At 63.6% G+C, this 18652-nt stretch carries 14 protein-coding genes; 9 read left to right on the plus strand and 5 right to left on the minus strand.

The features are described from left to right. Positions 1 to 122 precede the first annotated feature (122 nt). The gene (locus tag FNJ47_RS34205; RefSeq protein WP_163160317.1) at positions 123 to 1820 is read right to left on the minus strand and encodes an NAD-dependent malic enzyme; all 1698 of its coding nucleotides are present in this window, start codon (positions 1818 to 1820) and stop codon (positions 123 to 125) included. A 498-nt stretch (positions 1821 to 2318) separates the two neighbouring features. On the opposite strand from FNJ47_RS34205, the gene FNJ47_RS50000 reads away from it, so the two are divergent. Further along, complete coding sequence (locus FNJ47_RS50000) at positions 2319 to 2474, plus strand: hypothetical protein (RefSeq protein WP_165445995.1); 156 nt, start codon at positions 2319 to 2321, stop codon at positions 2472 to 2474. Between the two features lie 89 nt (positions 2475 to 2563). On the opposite strand, the gene FNJ47_RS34210 is transcribed toward FNJ47_RS50000, so the two are convergent. Beyond that, positions 2564 to 3493: an aspartyl/asparaginyl beta-hydroxylase domain-containing protein gene (locus tag FNJ47_RS34210; protein ID WP_163160318.1), complete on the minus strand. Its 930-nt coding sequence runs from the start codon at positions 3491 to 3493 to the stop codon at positions 2564 to 2566. Positions 3494 to 3828: 335 nt separating this feature from the next. Between FNJ47_RS34210 and FNJ47_RS34215 the strand changes: the two genes are divergently transcribed. The 8 genes from FNJ47_RS34215 (at position 3829) to FNJ47_RS34250 (ending at position 14259) form a co-directional block, all read left to right on the plus strand. Further along, on the plus strand, positions 3829 to 5028 hold the full coding sequence (locus FNJ47_RS34215; RefSeq protein WP_163160319.1) for an ABC transporter substrate-binding protein: 1200 nt from the start codon (positions 3829 to 3831) through the stop codon (positions 5026 to 5028). A gap of 10 nt (positions 5029 to 5038) precedes the next feature. Continuing rightward, positions 5039 to 6757 carry an FAD-dependent oxidoreductase gene (locus FNJ47_RS34220; RefSeq protein WP_175068455.1) on the plus strand — a complete coding sequence of 573 codons (1719 nt, stop codon included), beginning with the start codon at positions 5039 to 5041 and terminating at the stop codon, positions 6755 to 6757. Then, positions 6754 to 7518, plus strand: a complete 765-nt coding sequence (locus FNJ47_RS34225) for an SDR family NAD(P)-dependent oxidoreductase (RefSeq protein WP_163160320.1) — start codon at positions 6754 to 6756, stop codon at positions 7516 to 7518. Before FNJ47_RS34220 ends, FNJ47_RS34225 begins: the two co-directional genes overlap by 4 nt. 41 nt (positions 7519 to 7559) lie before the next feature. Next, positions 7560 to 8354 carry an IclR family transcriptional regulator gene (locus FNJ47_RS34230; protein ID WP_163160321.1) on the plus strand — a complete coding sequence of 265 codons (795 nt, stop codon included), beginning with the start codon at positions 7560 to 7562 and terminating at the stop codon, positions 8352 to 8354. A gap of 513 nt (positions 8355 to 8867) precedes the next feature. After that, the gene (locus tag FNJ47_RS34235) at positions 8868 to 9035 is read left to right on the plus strand and encodes a hypothetical protein (RefSeq protein ID WP_163160322.1); all 168 of its coding nucleotides are present in this window, start codon (positions 8868 to 8870) and stop codon (positions 9033 to 9035) included. 315 nt (positions 9036 to 9350) lie between these two features. Next, positions 9351 to 10199, plus strand: a complete 849-nt coding sequence (locus tag FNJ47_RS34240; protein ID WP_163160323.1) for a hypothetical protein — start codon at positions 9351 to 9353, stop codon at positions 10197 to 10199. 443 nt (positions 10200 to 10642) lie between these two features. Then, positions 10643 to 12781 (plus strand): type I secretion system permease/ATPase, encoded by a 2139-nt coding sequence (locus FNJ47_RS34245; protein ID WP_163160324.1) that lies wholly within the window; start codon positions 10643 to 10645, stop codon positions 12779 to 12781. A 5-nt stretch (positions 12782 to 12786) separates the two neighbouring features. Next, positions 12787 to 14259, plus strand: a complete 1473-nt coding sequence (locus FNJ47_RS34250) for an HlyD family type I secretion periplasmic adaptor subunit (protein WP_163160325.1) — start codon at positions 12787 to 12789, stop codon at positions 14257 to 14259. A gap of 78 nt (positions 14260 to 14337) precedes the next feature. On the opposite strand, the gene ahcY is transcribed toward FNJ47_RS34250, so the two are convergent. The 3 genes from ahcY to FNJ47_RS34265 all read right to left on the minus strand — a co-directional run bounded on the left by ahcY (position 14338) and on the right by FNJ47_RS34265 (position 18503). After that, entirely contained in the window at positions 14338 to 15765 is a 1428-nt protein-coding gene (ahcY, locus tag FNJ47_RS34255; RefSeq protein WP_163160326.1) for an adenosylhomocysteinase, read from the minus strand. Positions 15766 to 15890: 125 nt separating this feature from the next. Further along, positions 15891 to 17087 carry a methionine adenosyltransferase gene (gene metK, locus FNJ47_RS34260; RefSeq protein WP_163160327.1) on the minus strand — a complete coding sequence of 399 codons (1197 nt, stop codon included), beginning with the start codon at positions 17085 to 17087 and terminating at the stop codon, positions 15891 to 15893. 60 nt (positions 17088 to 17147) lie between these two features. After that, positions 17148 to 18503 carry a hypothetical protein gene (locus tag FNJ47_RS34265; RefSeq protein ID WP_163160328.1) on the minus strand — a complete coding sequence of 452 codons (1356 nt, stop codon included), beginning with the start codon at positions 18501 to 18503 and terminating at the stop codon, positions 17148 to 17150. Positions 18504 to 18652: the final 149 nt, after the last annotated feature.

Below are 18652 nucleotides of genomic sequence, written 5' to 3' on the forward strand. Positions count from 1 at the left end.
AAATTCGATCGCGACGATGCGACGGCGGCTCGAACATGGGCTGGTCCGAATGCTGTCGAGATGTCCTTGTTGTGCGATCAAGTTCGACCACTACACAGATCATCGTTTGTGACGCAGTAAGACTAGGGCTGATCGCTGCGCCGATACGGCACGTAGCTCGGGGTCCAGATCTTGGCCTGGATACGCGCCTCGACCTGGTCGATCGGAATATCCTTGGCCAATCCTTCCTTGTGCGCCTGGAGCGCCACCGCCAGCGCAACCGTCAGCGCGACGTCGCGCAGCGCGCTGACCGGCGGCAGCAGATTGTGCTTCGGGTTGTTGCGCGCCGGCGAGACGCTGGCCAGCGCCTTGGCGGCGGCCATGAACATCCCGTCGCTGACGCGGCTCGCGCCCACCGCGAGCGCGCCGACACCGACGCCCGGGAAGATGTAGGAGTTGTTGGTCTGATCCACCTTGAAGCGCGCGCCGTCGCGCGTGATCGGCGGGAACGGGCTGCCGACGCCGATCAGCGCTCGCCCCTCGGTCCACGCCTCGATATCGCCGGGCGTCGCCTCTTCGCGCGAGGTCGGGTTGGACAACGGGAAGATCACCGGCCGCTTGTTGCACTCGGCCATCGCGCGGACGATCGGCTCGGAGAATGCGCCTGCTTGGCCGGAGACGCCGATCAGCACGGTCGGTTTGGCGTTGCGCACGACGTCGAGCAGCGCGATCTTGTCGGGGTGGTTGAGCTGCCAGCCCGCGATTGCCTGCTTGCTCTGCACGAACGGAAGCTGGAACGGGGCGAGCCCGCTCATGCCCTCGAGCAGCAGCCCGTCGCGGTCGACCATGAAGAAGCGTTTCGCCGCCTCGCTCTCCGACACGCCGGCATCGACCATCGCAGCGCGGATCAGGCTCGCGATGCCGCAGCCGGCGGAGCCTGCCCCGAACACGGCGACGCGCTGTTCGGTGAGCGGCACGCCGGTGACGTTGATCGCCGAGAGCAAGGCGCCGGTGGCGACCGCCGCGGTGCCCTGAATGTCGTCGTTGAAGGTCAGGAGCCGGTCGCGATAGCGCTCGAGCATGCGCGTCGCGTTGCTCTTGGCGAAATCCTCCCATTGCAGCAGGACGCGCGGCCAGCGCTTCACCACCGCCGAGACGAAAGCCTCGATGAAGTCGTCATATTGCTGGCCGCGGACGCGCTCGTTGCGCCAGCCGATATAGAGCGGATCTGCCAGGCAGTCCGGATTGTCGGTGCCGACGTCGAGCATGATCGGCAGCGTCGTCGCCGGATGCAGGCCGCCGCAGCCGGTATAGAGCGCGAGCTTGCCGATCGGAATGCCCATGCCGCCAGCACCCTGGTCGCCGAGGCCGAGGATGCGCTCGCCGTCGGTCACCACAATCGCCTCGACGTGATCGAAGCGCGGATGGGCAAAAATACGGTCGATCCGGTGCTGGTGCGGAATGCTGAGGAACAGCCCGCGCGGCTTGCGAAACAGCCGACTGAATTTTTGGCAACCCTCGCCGACGGTCGGCGTGTAGACGATCGGCAGCAGCTCTTCCAGGTTGCCGACCAGCAGCGCGTAGAACAGCGTCTCGTTGGTGTCCTGCAATTCGCGCAGGAAGGCATAGCGCTCGATGTCGCTCTCGTAGCCGCGCAACGCCTCGAGGCGGCGCGAGACCTGCTCGTCCAGCGTCAGGATATTGGGCGGAAGCAGGCCGTGCAGGTCGAACGCCTCGCGCTCGGCCTCGGAGAACGCCGTGCCCTTGTTCCACTGCGGATCGGCCAATAGCTCGTAGCCGCTCAACGCCGTGGTCGCGAAAGCTCCGGTAGTCTCCGACATGACAAGGTCCCCTTCAATGCGAAATGCGTGAGGGGACTTTATCACGCCCGTGTAACGGATCGGAGCGCGAAGGCGCCGCGCCGCGCAAAGTTGAACGGCGCCCGACGTTGCGGCCGGCGAGATGCATCTCGTGGAAGAGTGAGGCAGCCGGCGGAAGTCTGGCTAAGGAGCCATGAGCGATCGTCCGGACAACGCAGGCTCGCTACGCCGCCGGACAAAAACAACATACCTTGGTATGCCTCTCTCATTCCTTGTGATGCCCCGTGCTTACGCTCGTACGGTTGAACGATGGCGGGAGATTTTTAAACTCGCGGCTGTCCCAACGGGGTGCCCGGCCCACGACTTCTCTGCGGGGCGCGGCCAACCATAGCAATTCTCAGCGGGCGCGAGCTGCGTTCCGAAATCTGTGATCAGGATCACTGCTCCGAGGCGCAAATCGCAAGACTGTCACGAGCGACAAATGGCTACCGGAGCGCGGGTTCTTCGAGGAACACTCAAATGATCGTCAACATTCAGAAGCTCGATGGCCTGTGGCACCTCATCGTCGGGTCGTGCAAGATCCGAACTCCGTTCCTGGAGAGCCAGAACCGGGAGTGGGTCGTCGCGTACGCCAGGCGGGTCTACCCGGGCGCCAAGGTTTTCGAACGCGACTGACGCCGTGACGGCTCACCGCTCACGCCTCCAAAAAAGCCCTGGAACATGCGCCGGGGCTTTTGCTTTCAGCGCGGCAAGACCGTGGGCGCTCAGCGCAGCGCCGACATCACGATCAGGCCGAGGATCAGCGCGGTCGCGGTATATTTGAGCGTGTAATACACGTTCCGATTCCACTCCTTGACCCTGCGGCTGGCGAGATGGACCTCGTAGAGCTTGCCGAATACCTTGTTCAGCGCGCCGACATGCTCGCCGTCGACGTTCTGGGTCGCCGACGCCTTGACGATGTTGTGGCTGATCCAGCGGTTCATCGCCGTCATGAAGCCGTACTTCATCGGGCGCTCGACGTCGCAGAACAGGATGATGCGGTTGACGTCGGTCTTGTTCTCGGCGCTGTGGATGAAGGTCTCGTCGAACATGAAGGCCTCGCCGTCGCGCCAGACGCATTCGACGCCGTCGACGAGAATGCGGCACTCATTCGAATTCGGCGTCACGAGGCCGAGGTGATAGCGCAGCGAGCCGGCAAAAGGATCGCGATGCGCTCCCAATTTGCCGCCGGGCGGCAGCATCGCAAACATCGCGCCATGCACATTCGGGATCGAATTCAACAGCTCGACCGTCTTCGGGCACAGCGTGCGCGCCGACGGCAGGAAATCGTCGTACCATTTCAGATAGAAGCGCTTCCAGCCGCTCTTGAAGAACGAGTAGAAGCCCCAGTCATTGTTCTTGGCCGCGGCGCGGATGAAGCCCTCGTCGAACAGCCGCGTGGCTTCGTCGCGGATCGTCTCCCAATTGTCGGAAAGCTTCTTCAGCTCGGGGAATTGCTCGAGCGGGATCACCGGCGTGTTTGATACCGCGGAGCCCGCATACATCAGCACATTGTAAGGCGCGAGGTAGGTCGAGTGATCGCCAAGCTGGCGGGCGAAGCGCAGCCGCTGCTTGCCGCGGAAGTGCACGTAAAGTGTAGAAGCCGCCAGCACGTAGAGAATGACGAGCTGCGGCGCGAAGAGCTGTCTCAACATGATCCGTCTATGATCGCAGCCCGCCGACGCTCTTGATGCACCGCCCCACAGGAGCCAATACCCGAGACGAGTGGCTCAGCCCGGGCGGCGAAGTGCGTCGCCGTCCGCGAAAACTCCCCTGTTTCATAGCAATCTGGCGCTGCGGCGAGATCGCCGCGGTGCCGTCCCGGATGAGCCATGTAAGCGATTACTCACCAAATGTGAAGCAGCGGGCCATTCGATGGCCAGCTTTGTGACATCATCCACACATCTAATTCGTCATTGACAAACTGATTAGATAATTACTAATCACGAGATAGCCCGCCGAAGAACGCGGACATCCAGCAGGAGGAACGATGAGACATTTCTTGGCGGCAGCCATTCTCGCGGCAATGACGACGGCCGCGCACGCCCAGATTTCCGATGACGTCGTGCGCATCGGGGTGCTGACAGACCTGTCGAGCTGGGGGCGCGACAATTCCGGCCCGGGCTCGGTCGAGGCGGCCAAGATGGCGGTGGAGGAATTCGGTCCCACCGTGCTCGGCAAGCCGATCGAGATCATTTCGGCCGACCACCAGATGAAGACCGATGTCGGCGTGCAGATCGTGCGCGGCTGGTTCGACAACAACAAGGTCGACGCCGTCGTCGACATTCCCAACTCCGGCATCGCGATCGCCGTGCACAACATGGTGCGCGAGCGCAACAAGATCGCGCTGCTGTCGGGCCCCGGCGCAAGCTCGCTGACCGACGAGTTGTGCAGCCCCAACACCGTACACTTCACCTACGACACCTACGCGCTGTCGAAGGTCACGGCGTCGGCGGTGATCGCGGAAGGCGGCAAGTCCTGGTACTTCATCACCGCGGATTACGCCTTCGGCCAGCAGCTCGAGAAGGACGCGACCCGCTTCATCAACGAGATGGGCGGCAAGGTGCTCGGTGGCGTCAAACATCCGACCAACACCGCCGACTTCTCGTCCTTTGCGCTGCAGGCGCAGAGCTCGAAGGCCGACGTGGTGGCGTTCGCCAACGCCGGCCAGGACACCGACAATTCGATTAAGCAGTCCGGTGAGTTCGGCCTCGTGCAGGGCGGCCAGAAGCTGGTCGGCCTGTTAATGTTCGACACCGACGTGCATGCGATCGGTCTCAATGCCGCGCAGGGCACCTATATGACGACGGCGTCGTACTGGAACATGGACGACAAGACGCGCGCCTGGTCGAAGAAGTTCTTCGCCCGCACCAACGTGATGCCGACCATGATCCAGACCGGCGTCTACGGCTCGGTACTGCATTATCTGAAGGCGATCAAGGCCGCCGGCACCGACGATCCCAAGGCGGTGATGGCCAAGATGCGCGAGCTGCCGATCGAGGACACCTTCGTGCATGGCGGAAAGCTGCGCGAGGACGGCCGCGTCATCCGCGACATGTATCTGGCGAAGGTGAAGAAGCCCTCGGAATCCAAGGAGCCGTGGGACTACCTCGACATCATCAAGACGGTGAAGGGCGAGGACGCCTATCGTCCGGTCTCCGAGTCGAAGTGCCCGCTGCTCAAGAAATAGGATCGATCGCGTGGCCAACCAAGAGACTTATGAATGCGATGCGCTGGTCGTCGGCTCCGGCTGCGCCGGGCTGTCGGCAGCGGTCACCGCCGGCCATCACGGCCTGAAGGTCCTTGTGGTCGAGAAGGAGCCGCGCTTCGGCGGCACCACCGCGCGCTCCGGCGGCTGGCTGTGGATTCCCGGTACCTCGCTGGCCAAGGCCTGGGGCATCGAGGAGAGCCCCGATCAGGCAAAAACCTATCTGCGCCATGAAGCCGGCAACAGCTTCGACGCGGCGCGCGTCGATGCGTTCCTGACCGAGGGGCCGAAGGCGGTCGACTTCTTCACGACCCGCACTGCGGTGCGCTTCGACATGCCGCTGACCTTCCCGGACTACCACGCGGAAGCGCCCGGCGGCGCGCAAGGCGGCCGTTCGATGGTGACGCGGCCGTTCGACGCCCATGAGCTCGGCGATGCCCTCAAGGATCTCGGCAGCCCCCTGCCCGAGCTCACCGTGTTCGGAATGATGCTCGGCTCCGGCAAGGAGATCGTGCATTTCATGCGCGCGACGCGGTCGTTGGCGTCGGCGGCCTATGTCGCCAAGCGGCTGTCGAAACACGCTGTTGATGTGATGCGCAACGGCCGCGGCATGACCTTGACCAACGGCAATGCGCTGGCCGGACGGCTGGCGAAATCCGCCTTCGACCTCAAGATCCCGCTCTGGCTCAATTCGCCGGTGCGCGAATTGATCGTCGAGAACGGCGTGGTGCGCGGCGCAGTCGTGGTGCGCGAGGGCCGCACTATCCGCGTCAACGCCAAACGCGGCGTGGTGCTCGCCTGCGGCGGCTTTCCGCATGACGTCGCGCGGCGGCAGAAGATGTTTCCGCATGCGCCCACTGGAAAAGAGCATTACTCGCCGGGCCCGACGGGCAACACCGGTGACGGCCTGCGGCTTGCGGAATCCGCCGGCGGCCGCGTCGACGACTCGCTGCCGAATGCGGCGGCCTGGGTGCCGGTCTCGGTCACCACCCGCAAGGACGGCTCAAAGGGCGTGATGCCGCATTTCATCGATCGCGCCAAACCCGGCGTAATCGCTGTCATGGGCGACGGCAAGCGCTTTGCCAATGAAGGCAATTCCTACCACGACTTCGTGCAGGCGATGATCAAGGCGGCGAAGCCCGGCGAAGAGATCGCGGCGCACCTCGTCTGCGATCACGAGACGCTGCGCAAATACGGTCTCGGCTGCGTGCCGCCGCGTCCGATGCCGCTCGGCCACCATCTGAAGACCGGCTATCTCAAGCGCGGCGCGACACTATCGGAGCTTGCCGCCCAGGCCGGCATCGACGCCGGAGCGCTCGAGGCAACTGTCGCGGCGTTCAACACGACCGCGGCGGAGGGACGCGATCCTGCCTTTGGGAAGGGCTCGCGCGCCTACAACCGCTATCAGGGTGACGCGCTGCACGGGCCCAATCCCTGCATCGCACCGATCCAGCACGGGCCGTTCTACGCCATCAAGATGGTGATCGGCGATCTCGGCACCTATGCCGGCATCCGGACCGATGCCAACGCCCGCGCGCTCGATGCCGACGGCCAGCCTATTGCCGGCCTCTACGCCGCCGGCAACGACATGGCGAGTATCATGGGCGGCAACTATCCCGGCGCCGGCATCACGCTCGGCCCCGCGCTGACCTTCGGCTATATCGCGGGCAAGCACATCGCCGGCGCCGCGGCAGAGAGAAGCGCGGCATGAACGCAACGGCGTACCTGCTTGCGGGCAAGCGCGCGCTCGTCACCGGCGCCGCACATGGCAACGGACGCGCCATCGCGCTCGGCCTCGCGGCGCATGGCGCCGATGTCGCGGTCGCAGACATCGATCTCGCCGGCGCGGAGCAGACCGCAGCCGACATTCGTCTGCGCGGTCGCGCCGCCTGGCCGTTCGCACTCGACGTCACCGATGCGGAGGCATGCTCTGCGCTGGCTCAAAAGATGGCGCGCGAGGTCGGGCCGATCGCGATCCTGATCAACAATGCCGGCATCATCATCCGCGAAGGCATCACTTCGCCGCGCGCCCACGACAATTGGCGACGGGTGCTCGACGTCAACCTGACCGGGACGTTCAACGTCACCCACGCTTTCCTGCCGGCGCTGCGCGAGACCCACGGCGCAATCATCAATCTCGGCTCGATTGCCTCCTTTCTCGGCGTTGCCGATACGCTCGGCTATGCGCCATCCAAGGGCGGCGTGAAGCTCTTGACCCAGGCGCTTGCCCGCGAGCTTGCCGCCGACGGCGTTCGCGTCAATGCAATCGCGCCCGGCGTAATCGAAACGGCGATGACCGAGGAGACCCGCAACGACCCTGCCCGGCTCGCCGGATTTCTGGGCCGCACGCCGCTCGGCCGCGTCGGGCAGCCGGAGGAGCTGGTCGGTCCGGTGGTGTTCCTGGCGTCCGAACTGGCGTCTTATGTGAACGGCGTGACCATGCCCGTCGACGGAGGCTTTCTCGCCGTATAAGGACGTTGTCGAAAGAGCTGGCAAGATCACATGGCGAGCAGATGACGAGAGAAAGCCGCGGCATACAGTCGATCGAGGTCGGCGGGGAATTGCTCCGCGCGCTCGCCCGCAGCGGCGAACCGATGATGCTGCGCGATCTCGCACGCGAAGCCGGTATGCCGCCGGCTAAGGCACATCCCTATCTCGTCAGCTTCTCCCGCATCGGCCTCATCGAGCAGGACGAGACCACCGGCCGCTACGAGATCGGCGCGCTGGCGCTTGAGCTCGGCCTGATCAGCCTGCGCCGGCTCTCCGCCGTGCGGATCGCGACGCCGCGGATCGCTACGCTCGCCGACAGCATCAATCACGCGGTGTCGCTGTCGGTCTGGGGCACCCATGGCGCGACCGTGGTGCGGCTCGAGGAGCCGAGCCATCCCGTGCATATCGCGATGCGCGTCGGATCGGTGGTTGCGCTCCTCGAGACCGCGACCGGTCGCGCCTTCGCCGCCTTCATGCCGCCGAACGCCGTCAGGACCGCGCTCGACAGCGGCCTCGATCGCCTTGGCGTCGGCTACAATCCCAAGCGTGAGGCAATCAATTCGAAGACCACCGAGATGCTGGCCGAGGTGCGCAGCCACGGGCTCGCACGGGCGATCGGCGATCCCCTGCCCGGCGTCAACGCCTTCGCCGCGCCGGTGTTCGATCACGCCGGCCACGTCGCTTTGGTCATCACGGCGATGGGACCGGAGGGCACCTTCGACGTCAGCTGGGACAGCGCCATCGCAGCCGCGCTGCGCAACTGTGCCGGCGACATATCACGGCAGCTTGGCCACGGCACGGCGCAGAAGTCAGGCTGATGCGCTCTCTCCCCGTCGTCATCCCCCGGTGCGCACTTGCGCACCTGAGGGCGCGCCAACGGGGCGCACGACGGCCCGCCCGATCACAGGCTCCGCGAGATCCCGGAATCCATTCATCCACCAGTACGCGGCTCGATGGATTCCGGGCTCGCGCCAAGTGGCGCGCCCCCGGAATGACGGCTGGATAGCGCCGCTATCACTGAGTTGCCCGACGGCGCAAGTCCCGAGCGGATCGCGGTCGTCACGAACGCGGCGTGAGATGCGGTGGACGCCGAGTGTGTGACTGACGAGCACACACAAACTGGTCGCCGGAAGCGCCGGACTTCCGACCGCGGTCGGCATTACGACCTACAACTTGAACGCCCCGGCGTGAAGCGGAGTCCCGAGCCCTGGCCTGGCCGGCGGACAGCACCGGTACTGCGCGGATCGGCGATCTGAATTCGGATAGCGCATCCACGGGCTACAACTACCAGAATGGCACCGGCAAATCCGCAAGGCCTGGAGGCCAGCACAATGACAGCGTCCGGGCAGATTGATCTGCTCTATTGGGACGTCGGTGTGCCTGATACGGCCAATGCCGGCATCCTCTACGGCAGCAACATGCTCTCCGGCAATTATGCCGGCTGGAGCGTCGTTGAAGGCGGCCCGGTCGAGAGCTTCCACGTATTCCCCGTCTCGTAAACTGATGCCGCAAGGCCGGATCGTTTGAGCCCAGGAAGCAGCACGACCGGCAATCGCCGGCGCGCCTGTGAAAGTGGAATGCAGCCGGAGACTGTCCGGCTGCATTTGTTCGAACGCACGGCCGGACCGAAACTGTGTTCCAGATCACATCGCTCGCCCGGCCACTCGTGATCGTGTGTTCAACCAGTGAACCTTGCAGAGAAGCCCGCGACCAATTTCTTGGTGGAGTCTGCTCGATGTGAGCAGGCCGAGCCGCAATGATCGTCAATTGATTTTTTTGAGATGGTCCTTTTCGGACCGACAAGGAGAAATGTTATGCCGTTCATGCCAACACCTTTGCAGAACAATGTTGTTATCCAGAACAATACCACCGGCGTCGTCGATTACCTGAAATACGAGGGCTCCACGCTGGTTGGGTCTGTCACGCAGGACTACGAACTTGGCGCGGATTGGAAAATCGTCGCCAACAACGGAAGTACGCTGGTGGCGCAGAACGACCAGACCGGTTTTGTTGATTTCCTCGGAATCGGAGCCAACGGAAACCTGGTTTCCTCCAGGATGAGTTCGGTGGCGGTGCCGCGGATCTTCGGGTACTCGGCAGATACCGGCACCTTTGGTTCGCAGCTCGCCGACGGCGAGATCGATATGCTGACATTCAATACAGGGACCGGTGCCTTCACGGGCAGTAGCCTTGTCGCCGGAAGCGCTGGCCTTCCAACCGCCGTCGGGATCTCGACCTGGAATTTGAATACCCCTGCATGGAATGGAATCAGCAGCGTTGGCCTGAATGCCGACGTTATCGACACCCAGACCGCGTCTGGCCAACTTGATATCATCGGCCTAGCCGGCAACGTCGGCACCGGCCTTACCGTCAACGCCAGCTATCTGGTCCCAAGCGGTGGTCCAAGGATCGGCGATGTAAATTCGGATTCCGCGGGTGTGGGGTTCAACTACCAGAACGGCAGCGGCAATCCGCAAGGTTTGGAGGCAACAACGATGACGGCATCGGGGCAGATTGATCTGCTCTATTGGGACGTTGGCGTACCTGACGCGCTCAACACCGGCGTTATGTATGCCAGCAACATGCTCTCCGGCAATTACGCCGGCTGGAGCGTCGTCGAGGGCGGCTCGGTCGAGACCAACCACGTATTCCCCGTGACGTAAACCGACGCCGCGAGGTCAAAGTACTTGAGCGCGGGAAGAGGGACGATTGTCAGCCACCGCGATGCCTGAGGAGTTGGAATGCAGTCGGGCATCGTCCGACTGCATTCCATCGCTTCGATCGACGTCCGAAGGCAACGTGGGCCGGACCGCAGACAATGTGTTCTCGATCACATGAACTGGCGCGGCGAGGCAGTAGTGTTCAAGCATGAATGAGGCGCTGGCCTCTACAAGAAGCCGCGTGCAGCCGCTTCAGCTGAAATTTCGACAAGCACATTTTGAAATTTTCTATTGCTCGAGCGTTACGTTGAACCCCCGCGTGAAGTTCTGGACTAATTGATGTTTTTGACAATTGCGTCCGGTGCGGAGGTGACCGCGGCGGACGACCTCGGGAAGTTAAGCGGCTGAAATTATCGAGCCGCAAAAATAATTGTAAGGGTCGCCCCATGATCGGTAACCAACAGATTGCAGCCGTGCCTGCGACAGCCGCCGATACAGGTCTCGGCAGCCTCGGGCTGGTCCTGGCCATGCTGGGTGAAGCATTCGACATCGAGCGGGCGCGACGCGAGCACATCCGTGATGACCATACAGCCGAGCGCGATGATCTGGTACGGATCGCGCGCGACGCCGGGCTGAAGGCGCAGGCCATCCCCGCTTCCGTCGAGCGCCTCAAAGTGCTGGCACTGCCGGTGGTCGCGCGCTGCAAGGACGGCACCTTCTTTGTGATCGGGCGCTGGGCCGAGGCCGATATCATGGTCGGTCTCGGCGGCGGGCCGCCCGTCCGCTGGACCCTGGAAGAGCTGGAGCAAAAATGGACCGGCGAGATCGTGCTGTTCGCCAAACGCGACCAGCTTCCCGGCGAAGTCACGCGCTTTGGGCTGCGCTGGTTCATTCCGGTGATCAAGCGCTTTTCCAGGATTCTCACGGAGGTGCTGGTGATTTCGGTGTTCATCCAGCTCGTCGCGCTGGCCTCGCCGCTGTTCTTCCAGGTCGTGATCGACAAGGTTCTGGTGCACCGCGGACTCACCACGCTCAACGTGCTGATCATCGGCCTTCTGGTCATCAACGTCGCCGACGCGTTGTTGAACTGGCTGCGCACCTACGCCTTTGCCCACACCACGAGCCGGATGGATGCCATTCTCGGCTCGCAGCTGTTCCGCCATCTCGTTGCGCTGCCGATCAGTTATTTCGAAAGCAGAGCCACCGGCCAGACCGTGGCGCGGGTGCGGGAACTGGAGAACGTCCGACAGTTCGTCACCTCCTCCGCGCTCACCCTGGTGGTCGACGTCGCGTTCAGCCTGCTCTTTCTGGCGGTGATGTTCTGGTACAGCGTCTCCCTGACGCTCGTGGTCGTGATATCGATCCCGTTCTACGTCTTGATATCGCTGGTCATCACGCCGGTTCTGAAGGCACGGGTGCAGGAGAAATTCCAGCGCGGCGCCGCAAATCAGTCGCTGCTGGTTGAGAGCCTCGCCGGCATTCAGACGCTGAAGGCCTGCGCAGTCGAACCGCAAATGCGGCGGCGATGGGACGAGCAGCTTGCCGCCTACATCGGATCCTCGCTCCGGGTGGTGACGATGGGCGCTGCCGGCTCGCAGCTGGTCGGCCTTGTGAACAAGGTGACGAGCGCCGCGATCCTGTGGTTCGGCGCTCAGGCCGTGATCGGCAATCAGCTCACCATCGGCGAGTTCGTCGCCTTCAACATGCTGGCAGGCCAGATCAGCGCGCCGGTGCTGCGGCTCGCGCAGCTGTGGCAGGACTTCCAACAGTTCCGTCTGTCGATCGAACGGCTCGCCGACATCATCGATACGCCGACCGAGCCCAACGTCAGCTCCAGGCAGAACCTGCCAGCCATCAAGGGACATTTGCGGTTCGAGAACATCGCGTTCCGCTATCAGCCCGACAACCCGGAGGTGCTGCGCGACCTCTCGTTCGAGATCGGCGCCGGCGAGGTGGTCGGCATTGTCGGCCGCTCCGGATCCGGCAAGTCGACCCTGACGAAACTGCTGCAGCGGCTCTACACGCCCGAGCGCGGCCGCGTCATCGTCGACGGCTTCGACACCGCACTGCTCGATCCGGCCTGGCTGCGACGCCAGATCGGCGTGGTGTTGCAGGAGAACGTGCTGTTCAACCGTTCGATCCGCGACAATATCGCGCTTGTCGAGCCCTCGATGCCGCTTGAGCGTGTCATGCAAGCTGCGCTACTGGCGGGCGCGCACGAGTTCATTTGCGAACTGCCGCACGGCTACGACACCATTGTCGAAGAGCGCGGCGCCAATCTCTCCGGCGGCCAGCGCCAGCGCATCGCGATCGCCCGCGCGCTGGTCACCAATCCACGCATCCTGATTCTCGACGAGGCCACTTCAGCGCTCGATTATGAGAGCGAGCGGATCATCCAGAACAACATGCGTGCGATCTGCCGGGGCCGCACCGTGCTGATCGTGGCGCACCGGCTTTCCACCGTGCGCGCGGCTGACCGCATCCTGGTGATGGAGCGCGGGCAACTCGCAGAAGCAGGCACCCACGACGTGCTGGTGCATCACAACGGCCTTTACGCCAATCTCGTCCGTCAGGCAGCGGGGTGAACGTCATGGTACAGCCGATGCCACTGCGTCCCGTCGATGCCTCACCGAAGCCGGCGCCGCCTCGTCCGGCGCCGCCGCGCCTGGTCCCGGCCGCCCCGCGGCTCAATGCCGTGGAGCGTCAGTTTCTTCCCGCCACGATCGAGCTGATCGAAACGCCGTTGTCGCCGACGCTGCGCTTCACGGCGACGGCGCTGTGCGGCCTGCTCGCCGCAGCGTTGATCTGGGCCGCGCTGGCACGCATCGACATGGTTGCGGTGGCCGACGGCAAGGTCGTGCCGCTCGGCCAGGTCAAGGTGGTGCAGCCGCTCGAAACCGCGATGATCCGCGCCATTCGCGTCGATGAGGGCGATCATGTCAAAGCCGGCCAGGCGCTGGTCGATCTGGACCGGACTGAGGCGCATGCAGATCTGGAAGCGCTGATCTACAATCGCACCCAAGCGGAGCTCGATGCCGAAGTGGCACGCGTGCTGCTCGGTCGCGATCCCGAAGGATCGTTTCACGGCCCTGCCGGCGCCGCCCCCGCGCTGGTTGAGCAGAGCCACAGCCAGGCCCGGCGGGAAATCGAAAAGCATCGCGCGATCGTTGCAGGTTTCACGGCTGAGATCGCGCAGAAGGACGTGGCGCTTGAATCCAACGACGCGCAGATCGAGCGTGCCAAGCTAATCCTTCCGTTGCTGGAGGAAAAGAACAAGACAGCGAAAGCTCTCTACGAAAAGGGCAACGGCACCCGGCCGCCGGTGCTCGATAGCGAGCAGCAGATCGTCGAAAAGCACGCCGACCTCAAGATTGCCGAACGCAACATCGACCAGATTCGGGCCGAACGCAGCTCAATCCAGGCCAAGCTCGCCGAGAGCGAAGCCGGCTACATGGCCGACAGCACCGACCGCCTTACCAAGGCCCTGACGAAGATTTCGCAATTTGACCAGGACATCACCAAGGCGCGGCAGAAGGAGAGCTATCGGCATTTGGCGGCACCGGTCGACGGCACCGTCCAGGGGCTGAAGATCCACACGTCAGGTGCAGTGGTCACCACCGCGGATACGTTGATGACCATCGTTCCCGACGGTGCCGGCATTGAGATCGATTGCCTGGTGCTGAACAAGGATATCGGCTTTGTCAGCGAGGGACAGGATGTCGAGATCAAGCTCGAAGCCTTCCCCTTCTCACGCTATGGTCTGGTACCCGGCCGGGTGCGCAAACTCGGCCGTGACGCCGCCACCGCATCCAATGCCGGCCCCAGCACCGCGGCGGCAGCGCAGAATCCGATGGCCGGGATCGCAGGCGCCCAGCCGGCCGAGCTTGCCTATCCCGCCCGGGTGACGCTGCTGCGGGACTGGATCCTGGTCGACGGCCACCACGAAGCAATCCGCTCCGGCATGCGCGTCTCGGCCGAGATCAAGACCGGCGACCGCCGCGTGATCGAATACCTGCTATCGCCGGTGCTGCAGGCCGCGAAGGAAGCCGGCAGGGAGCGGTGAATCCGCAGTACGACGCTACAGCAAAAAGCCCCGGACAATGCCGGGGCTTCTCGCTTGATCGATCGCAGAGACCGCGGATCAGTAGCGGTAGTGATCCGACTTGTACGGACCTTCCTGCTTCACGCCGATGTAATCGGCCTGGTCCTTGCGCAGCTCGGTCAGCTTGACGCCGATCTTGGCGAGGTGCAGGCGGGCAACCTTCTCGTCGAGCGTCTTCGGCAGCACGTAGACCTTCTTGGCGTACTTGCCGTCCTTGTTGTTGGCCCAGAGTTCAATCTGCGCCAGCGTCTGGTTGGTGAACGAGGCCGACATCACGAAGGACGGATGGCCCATCGCATTGCCGAGGTTCACGAGACGGCCTTCCGACAGCATGATGATGCGGTGCTTGTCTGGGAATTCGATCTCGTCGACCTGCGGCTTGATGTTGGTCCACTTCAGATTGCGAAGGCTCGCGATCTGGATCTCGTTGTCGAAGTGGCCGATGTTGCAGACGATGGCGCGATCCTTCATCGCGCGCATGTGCTCGATGGTGATGATGTCCTTGTTGCCGGTGGCGGTGACGAAGATGTCGGCGCGCGGCGCAGCGTCTTCCATCGTCACGACCTCATAGCCTTCCATCGCCGCCTGCAACGCGCAGATCGGGTCGACTTCGGAGACCATGACGCGGCAGCCGGCCTGGCGCAGCGAAGCGGCCGAGCCCTTGCCGACGTCGCCGAAGCCCGCGACCATCGCGACCTTGCCCGACAGCATCACGTCGGTGCCGCGGCGGATGCCGTCAACCAGCGACTCGCGGCAGCCATAGAGGTTATCGAACTTCGACTTGGTGACGCTGTCGTTGACGTTGATCGCCGGGAACAGCAGCGTGCCCTTGTTGGCCATCTCGTACAGGCGATGCACGCCCGTGGTAGTCTCTTCCGAAACGCCCTTGATGTTCTTGGCGATCTCGGCGAAGTAGCCCTTCGGCTTCTCCTTCAGGAGACGCTTCACCAGCGCGTAGAAGATCTCCTCTTCTTCCGAGCCCGGCTTGTCGAGGAAGGCGGTGTCGCCCTGCTCGGCGCGCACGCCGGCATGCACCAGCATGGTGGCGTCGCCGCCGTCATCGAGGATCATGTTCGGCGTGCCGCCGCCATGCCAGTCGAACAGCTTGGCGGTGTAGTCCCAGTACTCGGTCAGCGTCTCGCCCTTGATCGCGAACACCGGAATGCCGGCAGCGGCGATCGCAGCAGCAGCGTGATCCTGGGTCGAATAGATGTTGCAGGAGACCCAGCGGATGTCGGCGCCGAGCGCAGCCAGCGTCTCGATCAGGACCGCGGTCTGGATCGTCATGTGCAGGGAGCCCGCGATGCGTGCACCCTTCAACGGCTGCTTGGGGCCATACTCCTCACGGGTGGCCATCAGGCCCGGCATCTCGGTCTCGGCGAGCGAGATTTCCTTGCGGCCGAAATCGGCGAGCGCAATGTCCTTGACGATGTAGTCGGTGAAGCCGGGCTTCGTGGGGGCGTTCATTTGAGCGTCCTGTTGTTGAACTGGTCATTCCGGGCGCCTCGAAGAGGCGAACTCGGAATCTGGAATTTATGGAAGAGGATTCCGGGTTCGCTCGCTCGCGCGAGCGCCCCGGAATGACGCAAGTGTCAGAGCGCGCGCTTGAGCTGCTCGACGAGATCGGTCTTCTCCCAGGAGAAGCCGCCCTCATTGTCGGGCGTGCGGCCGAAATGACCGTAGGCCGAGGTGCGCGCGTAGATCGGGCGGTTGAGATCGAGATGGGTGCGGATGCCGCGCGGCGTCAGATCCATCGCCTTGGCTGCTGCCTTCTCGAGCTGATCCTCCGACACCTTACCGGTGCCGTGGGTGTCGATATAGATCGACAGCGGACGCGCCACGCCGATCGCGTAGGCGAGCTGCAGTGTGCAGCGATCGGCGAGACCGGCCGCGACGATGTTCTTGGCGACGTAGCGCGCGGCATAGGCCGCCGAGCGGTCGACCTTGGTCGGATCCTTGCCGGAGAATGCGCCGCCGCCATGCGGAGCCGCACCACCGTAGGTGTCGACGATGATCTTGCGGCCGGTCAGGCCGGAGTCACCATCGGGACCGCCGATGAAGAACTTGCCGGTCGGATTGATGTGCCAGATCGTCTTGCCGTTGATCCATTCCTTCGGCAGCGCCTCGCGGACATAGGGCTCGACGATGTCGCGGATCTGGCTCGAGGTGAGGTCCTCGACCAGGTGCTGATGCGAAACCACGATCTCGCGGACGCCGACCGGCTTGCCGTTCTCGTACTGCACGGTGACCTGGCTCTTGGAGTCCGGACCGAGCACCTTCTCCTTGCCGGAGTGGCGCGCCTCGGAGATCAGCCGCAGGATCTTGTGGGCGTAGAAGATCGGCGCCGGCATCAGGTCCGGCGTCTCGTTGGTGGCGTAACCGAACATGATGCCCTGGTCGCCGGCACCCTCTTCCTTGACCTCGCCCGGCTGCAGCGCATCGACGCCCTGCGCGATGTCGGCCGACTGCGGATGCAGCAGGATCTCGATGTCGCAGGTCTTCCAGTGGAAGCCGTCCTGCTCGTAACCGATGTCCTTGATCGCACCGCGAACCACGCTCTCGATCTGCTCGTTGGTGACGGAGGCCGGCCCGCGGGTTTCGCCGGCGATCACCACCTTGTTGGTGGTCGCGAGCGTTTCGCACGCCGCACGGATCTGCCACGGGTCGATGCCCGCTTTCGGTCCCTCGCGGTAGAACAGATCGACGATCTCATCCGAGATACGATCGCAGACCTTGTCCGGATGGCCTTCCGAGACCGACTCGCTGGTGAAGAGATAAGACGCGCGCATCAAGCAAACCCCTTGTTTCGTCGAAGTCCGACGTTGGTTGGTGAATATGTCCCCGGAATGTCAGTCTCGTCGCCGCGAGATGACGTAGGATTCGTCGTAGAACCACAGCCCGTTGTGTTTGCGGAGAACTTCGCGCGTGGCCTCGAGAGCTCGTCCGTTTTCGGTCGTTTCGATCAACCGCTCATCTTCGATCTGCGCGACATACACCGCGGCATTCCACGCTGCAAAGGCCGTCGAGGTTCCGATCGCACCGGTCACCTCATTGGGCAGCGCTTCCATATCATATCGGAAGATCGAGCGGTTATCGGCGTAGGCGTTGAAGTTCAACTCGCGCCCGGCCGACCCCAACTCGTATTTCACCGCGCGCAGTATCTCATGACGGCTGACGGCGAAAGGATTTTCTCCGGGCCAGACGGCTTGAATCATTTCAAGCCCGGGATCGCTTCCGTGGGAGTGGATTCCTATCAACCGCCCTCCGCCGCGCAGCGCCCGGGCGAGCGGCGCGATGATCCGCTTGGCGCGGAAGTTCACCGAGGATTTGGCGCGGTAAGGCTGCGAGGCGATCACGAGATCGAAATTGGCTTCGGTCCGGCCGGCCCGGGGAATGATGGAATCGAGCAGGAAGCGATGATCGTCCCGATACAGCACCAGCGCCACCGGCCGCTCATAGATCGGCATCGCGTTTCCCGGGCTGAGATTGGCCCGCCAGTTCTGTTCCAGGAACGGGCCGAGCTCGGCGATCTGGGCCTCGAAGTCACCCGAGGAGGCTCCACGCAGCGCCACTTCATGCCAGATCATGCTGGCAGCCGCCGCGGAGTTCTTCGGCGTCAGCCAGGGCGCCTCGGCGTAATACATGTTGGTGAACACGAAGACGCTGGCCGGGTGCTCGAACAGGCGGTCGGGGACCTTGTCGAGGGTGAGGCGGACGTCCTCCAGGCTCAGTTCCTTGCCGGCGACGTAGAACGGCATATGTGGGAAGCGGCCATGCATGGCGCGCAGGACGCGCGCCAGCACGGTGCCGTCGCCCATCCCGGCATCGAACACCCGCAACGCCGGCGGCCGCGGGTGGATGGCGGCCAGTTCCAGCGCCACCCGGTCGGCAATCACCCGCTTCTCGCTGCAGGTGTGCACGAACAGCAGATAGCGCTGGCGATTCTCGAAAAAGCGGAAATTACCCCTCGGATCGCGCTTTTCCGGCGGAACCACGAGGCCGCGGGGCGGCGCCACGCCACCAGGCGTCGAGGTCGCGATGAAGCCGTTGATACGATCGAGGGTGTCGATGGTGATGCGCTTGCCTTCGCGCAGCCGGTGCACCAGCTTGCCGTCGTTGACGGCACGGCGGCCGAACGTCGTCTCCGCCATGTCGGAACGGCGGCAGAAATCCGTGATCTGGCTGAGGATTTCGTCGTTCTTCATGGTGCCTGTAGCGGGCAGCGGCGAGTGGGACAAAAGTGGGCAGAAGTTGTGTGCAGCGGCGTCTTACCATCATTTTCCCACCAGTTGAACCCCCTCTGCGGCCCGATCACCAAACAGTCATGGATTTCCCCCTGGACCCTCTCTTGGAC

The organism is Bradyrhizobium uaiense, assembly GCF_010811875.1.
Lineage (GTDB): Bacteria > Pseudomonadota > Alphaproteobacteria > Rhizobiales > Xanthobacteraceae > Bradyrhizobium > Bradyrhizobium uaiense.